The 12,784-nt window shown below is 57.7% G+C and carries 11 protein-coding genes; 2 read left to right on the top strand and 9 right to left on the bottom strand.

Annotated elements, in window-relative coordinates; all coding sequences use genetic code 11:
* Nucleotides 1-27 precede the first annotated feature (27 nt).
* Complete coding sequence (locus NAC44_RS19535) at nucleotides 28-1,059, top strand: polysaccharide deacetylase family protein (RefSeq protein ID WP_250943242.1); 1,032 nt, start codon at nucleotides 28-30, stop codon at nucleotides 1,057-1,059.
* Here the strand turns inward: NAC44_RS19535 and NAC44_RS19540 are convergent.
* The gene (locus NAC44_RS19540) at nucleotides 1,034-1,678 is read right to left on the bottom strand and encodes an energy-coupling factor transporter transmembrane component T family protein (RefSeq protein ID WP_250943243.1); all 645 of its coding nucleotides are present in this window, start codon (nucleotides 1,676-1,678) and stop codon (nucleotides 1,034-1,036) included. The two genes, NAC44_RS19535 and NAC44_RS19540, sit on opposite strands and share 26 nt — an antisense overlap.
* The gene (locus NAC44_RS19545) at nucleotides 1,675-2,352 is read right to left on the bottom strand and encodes an energy-coupling factor ABC transporter ATP-binding protein (RefSeq protein WP_250943244.1); all 678 of its coding nucleotides are present in this window, start codon (nucleotides 2,350-2,352) and stop codon (nucleotides 1,675-1,677) included. Before NAC44_RS19545 ends, NAC44_RS19540 begins: the two co-directional genes overlap by 4 nt.
* 286 nt (nucleotides 2,353-2,638) lie before the next feature.
* Here NAC44_RS19545 and NAC44_RS19550 point away from each other — a divergent pair, with 286 nt between their 5' ends.
* Nucleotides 2,639-3,829 (top strand): winged helix-turn-helix domain-containing protein, encoded by a 1,191-nt coding sequence (locus NAC44_RS19550; protein WP_250943245.1) that lies wholly within the window; start codon nucleotides 2,639-2,641, stop codon nucleotides 3,827-3,829.
* Between the two features lie 214 nt (nucleotides 3,830-4,043).
* Here the strand turns inward: NAC44_RS19550 and NAC44_RS19555 are convergent, their stop codons facing one another.
* From NAC44_RS19555 to NAC44_RS19585, 7 genes are all read right to left on the bottom strand, one after another.
* Complete coding sequence (locus NAC44_RS19555) at nucleotides 4,044-4,655, bottom strand: imm11 family protein (RefSeq protein ID WP_250943246.1); 612 nt, start codon at nucleotides 4,653-4,655, stop codon at nucleotides 4,044-4,046.
* 75 nt (nucleotides 4,656-4,730) lie between these two features.
* Nucleotides 4,731-5,321, bottom strand: coding sequence for a DUF4261 domain-containing protein (locus NAC44_RS19560; RefSeq protein WP_250943247.1), 591 nt, complete (start codon nucleotides 5,319-5,321; stop codon nucleotides 4,731-4,733).
* Nucleotides 5,322-5,860: 539 nt separating this feature from the next.
* Nucleotides 5,861-6,187: a hypothetical protein gene (locus NAC44_RS19565; RefSeq protein ID WP_250943248.1), complete on the bottom strand. Its 327-nt coding sequence runs from the start codon at nucleotides 6,185-6,187 to the stop codon at nucleotides 5,861-5,863.
* Between the two features lie 235 nt (nucleotides 6,188-6,422).
* A complete protein-coding gene (locus NAC44_RS19570) occupies nucleotides 6,423-6,989 on the bottom strand; it encodes a nucleoside 2-deoxyribosyltransferase (RefSeq protein WP_250943249.1) in 567 nt (188 codons plus the stop codon).
* A 7-nt stretch (nucleotides 6,990-6,996) separates the two neighbouring features.
* Nucleotides 6,997-8,097, bottom strand: coding sequence for a 3,4-dihydroxy-2-butanone-4-phosphate synthase (ribB, locus tag NAC44_RS19575; protein WP_250943250.1), 1,101 nt, complete (start codon nucleotides 8,095-8,097; stop codon nucleotides 6,997-6,999).
* A 124-nt stretch (nucleotides 8,098-8,221) separates the two neighbouring features.
* The gene (aroC, locus tag NAC44_RS19580; RefSeq protein ID WP_250943251.1) at nucleotides 8,222-9,316 is read right to left on the bottom strand and encodes a chorismate synthase; all 1,095 of its coding nucleotides are present in this window, start codon (nucleotides 9,314-9,316) and stop codon (nucleotides 8,222-8,224) included.
* Between the two features lie 251 nt (nucleotides 9,317-9,567).
* Nucleotides 9,568-12,669, bottom strand: coding sequence for a putative bifunctional diguanylate cyclase/phosphodiesterase (locus NAC44_RS19585; protein WP_250943252.1), 3,102 nt, complete (start codon nucleotides 12,667-12,669; stop codon nucleotides 9,568-9,570).
* Nucleotides 12,670-12,784 lie beyond the last annotated feature (115 nt).

Here is a 12,784-nt window from a genome sequence, read left to right on the forward strand (position 1 = left end):
AGGGTGCGGACGACGGACAGGGCGGGCATGAGATACAGTTTGATCAGCGGGGGGCTGAAGCTTTCCCTGCTCTTGCAGCGCATGAAACTGATGAAAGGCGCGCGCGGGCTGGGGGCGATCTTCACCCTGCATCAGGTGCGCCCTTATGCAGCGCCGCAGCCCGATCTCAATCGTCATCTGGAAATCACTCCGGATTTTCTCGATCTGTCCCTGCAAACCCTGCAAAAAGAAGGTTATGAATTCCTGCCGCTGGCAGAGGTGCCCAGCCGCCTTGCCTCACCGGGCGAGCGCCCTTTTGCCGTTTTCACCCTCGATGACGCTTATATCAACACCAGACGTGTTGCGCTTCCCGTATTCGAGCGGTTTTCCGCCCCTTTCACCGTCTTCGTCTGCAAGGGTCTGTGCGAACGCAGCCACACCATGTGGTGGGAAACGCTCGCCAGGCTGGTGCGTCAGGCCGAACGGATCGAGATCGAGCTGCCCTCCGGCCCGCTCGATCTTTTGACCGACACCGTGGCGCGCAAGAAGGCTGCGTTTCGCCGGATTTCCGCCGAGATTGCTGGGCCACGCGAGAGTGAGGCCATTGGCGCGCTGGATATGGTCGCAGCCGACCACGGCATCGACGCCCGCGCCTTGGTCGAAGAGGCCATCCTCGATGCCGAGGGTCTCCGTCAGCTGTCCCGCCATCCGCTGGTCAGCCTTGGCGCGCACAGTGTCAGCCATCAGGCGATGACCTTTCTCGACGATCTCGACCTGAAGCGCGAGGTTTTCGCTTCCGCCGACTATGTGGAAAGCATCAGCGGCGAAAAACCCTTGAGCTTCGCCTATCCTTACGGTGACGGGCGCAGTGTCGATCTGAGAACCGCAAGACAGGTGCGCCAGGCTGGTTTCGATCTGGCAGTGACCACACTGCCCGGCACGCTGAAGGCAACCAGCGGCGAGCGGATCTTCACCCTGCCCCGCATTTCGCTGAACGGTCATTTCCAGTCGCCGCAGGATGTGCAGGCGCTGGCCTCCGGCATTCCCTTCCGGCTCAAACCGGCGGTGCGCCGGAACTGATCTTTTGCTTTTCCCTGCGCGCGCGGATGCCGCGGGCATCGATAGCATCGGCAATGGCATCGGCGTCTTTCAAAACGCCGATCGCCAGCGGACCGATCAGCCGGTGCAGCCGCACGGGAATGCCGCGAGCCGTATGCGCCAGTTTCAGCGCCTGATAGCGGGCGGCAATGTCCGGCACGAAGCGCAGCACCAGCCCGACCGCCAGACTGGCATCGGCGGCATTGACCAGCCCCAGTCGTTCCAGCGGCGCCAGCAGGCGGGCAAATGCCGCCATGAAATCGGCAAGCGGCGTCGTCGCAGTGATGGCCGCAGACAGAAACAGAATGGCGAGCAGGCGAAAGGTCAGCGTGATCGCGCTGACCATATCGAGTGCATAGATGTTGAAAAGACCAAGCAACAAAATGGTGGTGAGCAACGGACGGATGCGGGCAAAAGCCGCCTTGGGGCTCAGGCCGACACGGGCATAGAGTACAAGCGTCACCAGCGCCGCAGCCGCCTGAAGCGGCATGGACAGGCTGAAGGACAGGCCGAGGCCGGCAAAGACCAGCACGGCAAGCTTGAGCGTGACCGGCAGGCGATGCAGCCAGGTCTGGCCTTCGACATTGAGCGCATCCATCATGCGGCAAGCATCCGGTAATGGGCGATGGCTTCGGCAGCCGGACCATCGAAGGCAAGCCCGCCCTGATGAAACACCAGCACCCGCTCAAACCCGGCGATCAGTTCCAGATCGTGACTGATGACCATGGCCTGTTCCGGCAGAGCCTCGATGGTGCGCGCAACGACGGCGCGGTTCTTCAGATCGAGCTGATTGGTCGGTTCATCGAAAATCACCAGTTTCGGCTGCACCGCCAAAACGGCAGCCAGAGCGGCCAGTTGCAGCTCGCCACCGGACAGTTCATGCGGGCGGCGGACAAGCAGCGCTGTGATGCCGAGCCGTTCCGCCGCCGCCTCCACCGCCGCCGTCACCGCCGCACCCTTGATGCCACGGGCCTTGAGCCCAAGCGCAATATCGTCGCCCACCAAGGGCAGGATGATCTGGTTGGCCGGATTTTGAAAGATAAAGCCGCAAAGCCCCATCACCTTCGCCGCATCGCGGGCGCTGTCGAGCCCGTCGATCAGCACCCTGCCCGAGTTGGGCTTGATCAGCCCGCCAGCCAGCCGGGCAAAGGTGGATTTGCCGGAGCCGTTCAGCCCGATCACCCCCAACCGCGTTTGCTCAAAGGCAAGCGTCAACGGCGACAGGGCCGTGCGCCCCTCGAAAGCCATCCCGGCATCATGAAACTCTATCCGCACGCTGGTCTTCCATCTTTATGATCAGAGCCATCTGATAGGATGACAGCAGGACGCTGTAAAGTTTGCGGACATCGCCGTGCGGTTCATAGAACGCACAAAGGACAGTGTAACATTTTAAATGTGCTGCATGATTCCCCCCATACCTCAGTGGATTGAAGACATGATGCAGAAGGTGATGAGACGCCTGATTGCATCGAAAACAGGAGCACGGCAGACGCGATGATAAAATCGCAGTGGTTTGCGATTACACCTTGAACAAAAAGAGAACATTCGTTAGCCTCCTTCCATGGTTATCGAGATTGACACGGCAGTGGCGCGACGCATCTTTCTGGAGCGACAGGGACTTTCGCGCCCGCCCGGTCACGCGCTGGGGCGCGAGGGACTGGCCCGCCTGATCACTGATCTCGGCTTCGTTCAGGTGGACAGCATCGCCACGGTGGAGCGGGCGCATCAGCAGATCCTGTTTTCCCGCAACCAGACCTACAGGCGTGCCGATCTGACGGTGCTGCTCGAAAAAGACCGCGTCCTGTTCGAGCACTGGACCCATGATGCCTCGATTGTGCCCACGGCTTTCTTTCCCTATTGGAAACACCGGTTTCGCCGGGAAGAGCAGCGGATTCTGGAGCGCTGGCGCAAATGGCGTGAGCCCGGCTTCGAGACGGCCTTTGCCGACACCTATCGCCGCATTGCCGAGGGCGGCCCGATCCTTTCGCGTGAAATGAAGGTGGAAGGCCATGTTTCCGGCGGCTGGTGGAACTGGCATCCGAACAAGACGGCGCTGGAATTTCTCTGGCGCACCGGCAAGCTTGCCATTACGGCGCGGGAAAATTTTCAGAAAATCTACGATCTGAGCGAAAGGGTTATCCCTGCCGATCATTATCAGGCGGAGGTTTCGGAAGCGGAGTTTATCGACTGGGCCTGCCGCGCGGCACTCACAAGGCTGGGCTTTGCTACATCGGGCGAGATTGCCGCCTTCTGGAATCTGGTGTCACCGGAAGAGGCAAAACGCTGGTGCGTGGAGAAGCGCGATGCATTGCAGGCGGTGACGCTGCTTTGCGAAGACGGCAAGTGCCGCGCCTCTTTCATGCTGGCTGAAGCGACATCCCGGCTGCTGTCACCCCCTGAACCGCCTGGCCGAATCCGGGTTCTCAGCCCCTTCGACCCGCTGATCCGCGACCGAAAGCGCAGCGAACGCCTGTTCGGCTTTTCCTACCGCATCGAGGTTTTTGTGCCGGAGCCGCAACGGGTCTATGGCTATTACGTCTTTCCGCTGCTGGAGGGCGACCGGCTGATCGGACGCATCGACATGAAGGCCGAGCGCCGGACGGGGGTGCTAGCCGTGCGCCGCCTCTGGCTGGAGCCGGGTGTGCGCCAAAGCACCGGCCGGCTGGAGAAACTCAATCAGGAACTCAAGCGCCTTGCCCGCTTTACCGGAGTGGAGAGGGTTGCCTATGCCGATGGCTGGCTTGGCCTGTAAGACGGCGTCAGGAAACGCGAGAGGCTTTGGCATCGGCCGAAAAGTGGGAACCGATTTTTGGCACGATGCTCTCAATCCGTTGCATGATTTTCACCTCAAATCTCAGCCGATTTCAGGAATGATGCAAGTAAAATGCGCCGTCTGCCGCGATCAAGCTGGCTCAATGTTATGCCGATCATATCGAAAATGGTCTCAACATTTTCACGACAGGAGATCACATTTCTTCAGCATGAAGCTTCAGCTCACCAATCTCTTTGAATAAAATTCGCTTTATTCCATGTTCCTTGCATTTTGACTTGAAGTATTCATCACAGAAGAAACCGCTAGAATTCTCGGCGATCCTGAATAGATGGACATCAAGCATCTCTTTCTCCTTGAAACAGAGATAAATCTCTTCCGAGAACATGTATCCGCCCATTTTATTCAGCGTCACCTTCGACGCAGCCATGTCGATGGAGTCTCGAAATGCCTTGACCAGCGCGCAAAGCCATATTTCCGGCCCCGGCTCGCCGTTGCGATGTTCCGTGACGCAGGCGCGAAATTCACAGGTGTTCGGTGCAATCTCCTCGATCAAGCGTTTGAATTTGCCGGATATGAAGAGAAAATTATCTCTCACCTCGGCATCACGAAGGGGATTTCCAAGCCTGGGGTCGATGATGAAACGCGGCGGCTCCAGGTAAGGCGGGGGCGTCCATGGTCCGCGTGTCACCGCAAACAATCCGTCGGGCCACGGGACCTTTGGATCTAACCCTCTTTCATCGGCCTGAAGTGTATCGTAATTCACAAAATCCCAACACGGGCCGCGCTCGCTCGTCGTGAAATCCATATCGAAAATCCTGCACTTCTTTTTCCTCATGACCGCCAAGCTCCGTTTGGCTTCTGATGTGTTCGCAATGCTCGATTACTGAAAATGCAGACAATAGACCTTGGCGTCGTAGAACATGGATTTCTCGATCGTGATTTTGACGGGTTCGCCTTCACCGACGCTGAATGTGTCTCCGTCCTTGATCTGGAATTGCTGATCCAGCAGGCCCGACGCGAGGGAGAGAATCCATGCGTAAAGATCCTGAACCGATCCGCTAAAGCCGCGCACTTCGATCTCCATGCTGCCAAAGTCCGTAAGGCCTTTGGTGGAGGCCAGAATACCTGGTCGAGGAAACCGCCCATCGGCTTCCCGGGCAAAATAACAGGACACGAACAGCATCAGCGCCAGCTGACCGCCCTGCTGCAGCAGGGGAACGACCATCTTTTTCGGCAGCAGCGTGCCGGAGGCATAATGGATGCCAAGAGCCGAAGGCGAAACGGAGAAAATGGCGTGCAGCAATCGCTGCAGGATCAGTGCGCGGTGCTTTACCCCCCGCCCACCTGCGACCGAGACGACCATATGCGCTCTGTGCTGGCGAAGCTCATCCCAGGCTTTGGGCCACAGCCAGGCCGCATTGCGAAATTCCGGGTCCGTTTCCGCCAGCGGAGCCTGCGCATCAATGCACATCACATTGCAGAGAACGCCCTCGTACAAAAAGAAAAACGAAGGGTCTTTGTCTGTCCCCCTGATGATGTCTCCGGCTGCCTCGGGACATGCCTCTCGGAAAGCCGCTTGCAGATAATCCCCGTCCGTAAATCCGGATTTGCCCAGAAAGACCAGAGCCGTCATCGCTTCGGGGGACGTCTTCTGCTGTGATTGCGGATTTTGAGATGATGACATCCGTCTGCCCTCCGAATGTTTAGAGCACCGTGCGATCAATATGATGCTCTACAGCGCCGTGCGCCATATATGGCGCACAAAGGTCGCTGTAGCACTTTAAATTTGCTGCATAATTTTATCCTTAAATCGATTCCGATTTAAGGAATTATGCAGTAGGGTCTCAATTCGAAAAACAGCATTGCACGCGCATGCGCTTTTGACCATGCCACGCACGACTGCAGTGCCGTTTTGCGATAACGGCACTTGCCACCAGAAAGACTGGCGCATGAAAAAAGGGACATGCCGCCACATGTCCCTTTTTCAATAGCCGATGGTTGATGCCCCGGCTACGCCTCGTCTTCGGTGTCCATGTATTCGAGATAATGCGCCTGCACTTTTTCGGTTGGCGACATACCGTTTTCATCGCCACCGTCAGCGGCTGCTGAAACCGATGAAGATGTTTTTGCCCCGCCGCTCTGGCGAGCGCTATCAATGCTCCACAACGCATTGGCAAGCGAGGCCGACAACAGCGTGCTGGTCGAATTGCCTCCAGCCGAACGCGAGCGAGACACAACGGCCTGCTCGGCCGCCTTGCCAGCATCGGCTGCACCGGCAATGCTAACGCCACCGCGTGCAGAGGAGTAAGAATTGCTAAGGCTGCTGTCGATCCTCATCGCAGGCCCTTTCCGTTTCGTTCGTTAACCATTTATTAACGATTGAACCTTGCGCGAAGCTGGAAAGATGCGTTGCAGCAACGACCATTGGTAGCAGCCCCTCAACAGGGGACCATATCTTGTTTTCGCATTGTTTTATATATGAAAGTTCGATATTTGGCCATTGTCAGATACAACCACAACAGGCAGGCTCACCCAAAAAAGATCGCAAAACCCCGTGTCAGTCGACGACAAGTCAGGTCCTTTTGGACAAGAATATCAGACATTTCTCGAAAGCGGTCAGATCGGTGTAGAGCGCATCCGGCGCTGCAGCATGGGCAAAGATCGGTCCGCCACGGCGCTCCACGCCGCCATGCAACATCAGATTGTCGATCATGTCGAAATCCTCAAGCGACAACCCATCCGGTCCGCGCTTGTAGCCATCCTCTCCCTTCACCACCTGACCGTCATAAAAGCCTGCGGTGCGCTCGTAATGATTGTCGAGGACATTGGTATAGGCCGCGACCTGCTTACCCTGGGCACACATATAGCCCAGCTCAAAAGCCGTGCCCGGATCGGCGGCGATACCGCGAAACGGCGTGAGATTGGCGATGACACCATCAGCGGCATTCATCATATCCTCATCCACCGCGCTGATTTTCAGGCCAAATTCATGCAGGGTCGGCGCAGGCTCGATGGAAATGTCGCCGGGGCAGATCGGCTCGAAGCCGTAGCGACGCGTCAAAGCGGCTTTGGCCTCCATCACATCGCGGGCATTGGGCAGGAATACTTCCGGCCCGGCAAGATAAAGCTTCACGGTCATGGACGTCTCACAGGATTTCGGTGGCGCAGATGGAAATGCCAAACCCCTCGAGCCCGACATAATGGCGCTCGCGCGAGGAAATCAGGCGGATGGAGGTGACACCGAGATCCTTGAGGATCTGGGCGCCGAGGCCGATTTCCAGCCATTCGTTTTCGCGTGCCTGGGCTTCGTGATGGGCCTCGCGATCGCGCAAGCCGCTGCGGGCCGTTGTCGAAAGGCCAACCCCCACAGAACCTTCGCGCAGATAAACGATGACGCCGCGCCCTTTTTCGGCCATGCGCTTCATGATCGTGTCGATCTGGCGCTCCCTGCCGAAGACATCGGCACCGACATGTTCGAGATGCAGCCGCACCGGAATATCCTCGCCATCGCGAATGTCGCCGAACACCACCGCCAGATGCTGCATCGGGTCCCAGGGCAGCGAATAGGCGTGAGCCTTGGCCTTGCCATAGGGCGTGTCGATCTCGAAGCTGGAGGCAAGCTCGATCAGCGTTTCCTTGCGCTGGCGATAGGCGATCAGATCGGCGACCGAAATCTGCTTCAATCCGTGCTTGACGGCAAAATCAGCCACTTGCGGCCCGCGCATCACCGTGCCGTCATCATTGACCAGTTCGGAAATCACCCCGATCGGCGGCAGATTGGCCAGGCGGCAGAGATCGACCGCCGCTTCCGTATGGCCGGAGCGCATCAGCACCCCGCCCTCGCGCGAGACCAGCGGAAAAATATGGCCGGGGCGAACGAAATCGGTTGCGCCGACATTGGGATTGGCCAGATTGCGCACGGTCAGCGTCCGGTCATCGGCGGAAATGCCGGTGGTGGTGCCGTGTTTGAAATCGACGCTGACGGTGAAGGCCGTGGTATGCGCGCTATCGTTTTCAGCCACCATGGCCGAAAGATTAAGGCGCTTCGCCTCCTCCTTCGGCATCGGCGCACAGACGATGCCGGAAGTGTGGCGCACGATGAAAGCCATCTTTTCCGGCGTACAATGGGTGGCGGCCACGATCAGGTCGCCTTCGTTTTCCCGGTCGTCATCATCGGTTACCACGACGATTTCGCCCGCCTCGAACGCCCGGATGGCGTCAACAACCCGTTTCTGATCAAAACTCATGGCCGCAAATCCCTCTAAAGCATGTCGCGTTTTATTGTCCTCAATAAAGCGATTACGGACATGCGAAACAACAGTAGGTTAGACCACGTCAGGCAAACCGGTGTTCACCGGACGCGCCAAAGGTTCACCTCAACCGACCGGTCTGGCCACGGTCGCGCAGATAATGATCGGCCAGCACGCAGGCGAGCATTGCCTCCCCCACCGGCACGGCGCGAATGCCGACGCAAGGATCGTGGCGCCCCTTGGTGCGCACATCGACATTGTTGCCATCGGCATCGATGGATTTGCGCTCGGTCAGGATCGAAGAGGTCGGCTTGATGGCAAAGCGGGCAATGATCGGCTCACCGGTGGAGATGCCGCCGAGAATGCCGCCGGCATGATTGGACAGAAACAGCGGCTTGCCGTCATTACCCATGCGCATTTCATCGGCGTTTTCCTCGCCGGTGATCTCTGCGGCGGCAAAGCCGTTGCCGATCTCCACCCCCTTGACCGCATTGATCGACATCAGGGCTGCGGAAATCTCCTGATCGAGCTTGCCATAGATCGGCGCGCCAAGGCCTGCGGGAACGCCTTCTGCGACCACTTCAACGACAGCACCGACCGACGAGCCCGCCTTGCGGATCGTATCGAGATAGTCTTCCCAGACCGGCACGATTTTCGGATCGGGGGCAAAGAAGGGATTGTTATTCACCTCGGCCCAGTCCCAGTTGGCCCGGTCGATCCTGTGCTTGCCGATCTGAACGAGCGCGCCGCGAATGTTGACCTGCGGCAGAACCAGACGGGCAATGGCGCCGGCAGCAACGCGCGCCGCCGTTTCACGCGCCGAGGAGCGTCCGCCGCCGCGATAATCACGGATGCCATATTTGGCATCATAGGTATAATCGGCATGGCCGGGGCGATATTGCCGGGCAATCTCACCATAATCCTTCGAGCGCTGATCGGTGTTTTCAATCATCAGCGATATCGGCGTGCCGGTGGTGATGAAGCTTTCATCCTCCTGCGGCATCACGCCGGAAAGCACCTTGACCAGATCGGCCTCACGGCGCTGGGTGACGAAACGCGATTGGCCGGGCTTGCGCCGGTCAAGCCAGATCTGGATATCGTCCAGACCGAAGCGAAGGCCGGGCGGGCAGCCATCGACAACCGCCCCAAGGGCGGGTCCATGGCTTTCGCCCCAGGTGGTGACGCGGAAAAGATGACCGAAACTGTTATGCGACATCGATGAAACCGGTATTCTGGCGTTTTCCTCGGGAAAAACGGTATTTCCCCGGCAAGACAAACGAAACGAGGCGGCCCCTTCCCTCCCACTGGCATGACATGTCACGGGAAGGCCGGGTGTGACGTTTGCGTGTCTTACTGCATAATTCCAGGAATCGGAAATTGAATTGAAAACAAAATCATTCGGCAGATTTAAAATTTTATAGCGCCATGCGGTTTATCAAGTGCCTGACGCTTTTCCTGCCTGTCCCATCAGGATGCACGCTTTCGCTGGTTTCCAGACAGTGCGAAGGCGGTGAATTCGTCATAGGGCATCGGTCTGGCATAGGCATAACCTTGCAGCACATCGCAGCCGAGATCATTCAGAATAGCGGCGTGTTCGATGGTCTCCACCCCTTCGGCCACCGTTTCGATGCCGAGCGAGCGGGCGATGTCGACGATGGAGCGCACCAGAGACCGTTCCCGGCCCGAATTGAGGATCGGCATGACCAGCTGGCGGTCGATCTTCAATCGCTTCGGCTGTAATCTGAGCAGACTGATGATGGACGTATGGCCGGTGCCGAAATCGTCGATCTCGATATCGATGCCGAGCGCCTTGATCCGTTCGATATTGTCAGTTGCCACCTCCTCGCTCTCGTCGAGGAAAATCGATTCCACCAATTCGAAGGCGATTTCTCCACGGCGGATACTGAGTCTCTCCAGCGTTTCAACCAGCCGGTCGTCATGCAGACGGCGCGAGGAGACGTTGACCGAGACTTTCGGCACATGCAGTCCCATGGCAGCCCAGCGCATCTTGTCGCGCAGCACCTGTTCCAGCACGACCTGATCGAGACGACCGGTAATGTTCAGATCATCGGCGATGCGCAGGAAGCTCAAGGTGTTGACCAGGCCATGTTCACGGTGGCGCCAGCGGATCAGGGCCTCGGCCCCGATCAGTTCAAGCGTTTTGGCGCAAAATTGCGGCTGATACCAGGTCTGGATTTCATCCTGCTCCAGCGCCGACAAAAGGTCATCGGCCATACGTCTGCTGCTGGAAGCCGCCGATTGCAGACCGGGCGTGAAGAATTCAAAACCGTTGCGCCCCTTGCGCTTGGCCTCATAAAGCGCAAGATCGGCATTGATCAGGCTTTTGCGGGCATCGCCGACGCCCTTCACCTCGGCAATGCCGATGGACACGCCATACCGGCAGGTGGCGCCATCGTAATTGACCGGCAGGTTCATATCATGGATGATGGTTTTGGCCAGCGCTGTCGTCGCCTCGGTATCGATATGTGAACGCATGAGAATGACGAATTCATCGCCGCCGATGCGCGCTACCAGATGCTTCGAACCGACGTGACGCGTCAGGACCTGAGCGGCATTGACCAGCATGGCGTCGCCGGCGGCATGACCGAGTGTATCGTTGATCTCCTTGAATCGGTCGAGATCCAGATGCAGGATGGTGTATCCCATCGGCAAGAACTGCTGCTCTGACTGCAAGGCATCCAGTTCCATATCCAGCTTGCGGCGATTGGCCAGGCCGGTGAGCGAATCATGCAAGGCATTGTATTCGATGCGGGTTTTTGCCAGTTCCAGTTCGACATTGCGGCTGTCAGCCTCGACTTTTGCCGCTTTCAGCTGCTCTGTCATGCGCACATCGGCGGTCACATCGAAAACCACGCCGATGAATTTGCGCCGGCGGTCGCGCGCAGTATGGATCTGGCCGACACTGCGGACATGGCGGATCGAGCCGTCATCCAGTCGCACACGGTGGGTGATATCCAGTTTTCCATTCTCGATTTCCGCCTTCTGACTGGCCTTGAGCAGAAGACTGCGATCCTCCTCAGGAACATGGCGCAGCCACTGTTCTTCCGTAACATGCCGATTGCGCGTCGGCTTCAGATTGTAAAGATGGAACATCCGTGCGTCCCAGATGGTGACGCCTGTGGCAAAATCATGTTCCCATACACCGCAATCATAAGACACCAGCGCCAGTTCCAGGCGATGGGACAGATCTTCGAATTCCTGTTCACGCACGGACAATTCATCGAGCGCCAGCTCAAGCTCGGCATTCTTGATATCGGTGTTTTCCTTGGCGGCCAGAAGATCATCTCTCAGCGCCAGGTCGTCTGTGATATCGAAAAACAGGCCAGTCAGGCGAAAGCGACCGGACTGCCGGTCGCGCAGGGCGACGGAGCGCAGACGACGCACCGCACCATCGACCATCATGACCCGATAAATCATCTGACAAGGCGCATCGCTTTCGATGCAGCGTTGGAGATAGGCGTCCATCTCACCGCGATCTTCCGGATGGATAACGCCAAGCCATTCCTGATGCAGGACACCATGCCATGTTGCCAGCCCGGTTTCATTCGCCTGCCATGCTAAAAGCCCATGGAGCCGTGCAGCCCGACTGTCGAAGATCACACTGCCATGCGGCTCATCCATTTCAAATATGCCGATATTGGCACTTTCCATGGCAAGGCCAAAGCGTGCAGCAAGCGCCATATGCTCGGCATCGCGCTTGTTCAAACACTCGGCATAGTAATTTCTCTTGATCAGCAGGATGGCAACACCGGTTGCCGGAATGAGAAAAAACAGCATCAAACCCATCAGGATAAGGCGAAACTGCAAAACGTCCGGAACAGGGGCATTCCAGCCCCCCTCCGGCTCCGCCTCCAGACGCCAATGGGCACTGCCAAGCGCAAAGCCCAAAACCTGCGGCTCCTCAAACCTGGTTTTCCAGCCCAGCACCGGCTTCAAACCACTCTCATCCACCTGTAGAATGCGAAAATGCAGCGCTTTCGACGGAATATCCTCTCTTGCCGATATCCCGGGAAGAGACTGCATAGCCGCCGTGAAAAACTGCTCCGGATCCATCAGTATCGACAAGCTCGCCTTTCTGCCCGTGCCCTGCTGGCAGCAAAGAAGCGGAACAACCATCTCAAGCCGGTCGGCAGACACCATTGTCGGCCACGACACGGACGCTGAAGACCAATCTGAAGGCTGAATGCCCACGTCCTGCGTCGCCCAGACCTTGACGGGCTTCCCGTCAACGGTCATCGCGATTGCCAAAATCTCGCTGTTGTCGGTCAGGACGTGTCTCGCCACCTTTTCAACGTCCTGCGAGGCCGGATCGATCCCGCTGTTCAGAAGACCGGCAAGCCGGTCAAAACGATCCTGTGTTTTGAGAAAATGCGTTTCCAGCTGTAAGGCGGCATGGGTCAGATCATCGGCGACTTCGTTGCGTATCGACTCTTTATAATGTCGCGCATTCATGCCATCGAGAACGATGCAAAGACCGAAAAGGCAGACAATCAATCCTGCAAGACATATCAGAATCACCCGGCTTGACGAAAGCCGCAGTCCGGACATGATGAGTGTCATCCTGTTTTTGAAAAAATCGGCCATATGCCCCTTGTCTTTCGCATGCCAAACCCTTGCGTCTTTCACGATGTCGCCAAAGGAGTACCGAAAAGCTGCAGGCGCT

The sequence above is a fragment of the Allorhizobium sonneratiae genome (assembly GCF_023700755.1).
GTDB classification, from domain to species: domain Bacteria; phylum Pseudomonadota; class Alphaproteobacteria; order Rhizobiales; family Rhizobiaceae; genus Allorhizobium; species Allorhizobium sonneratiae.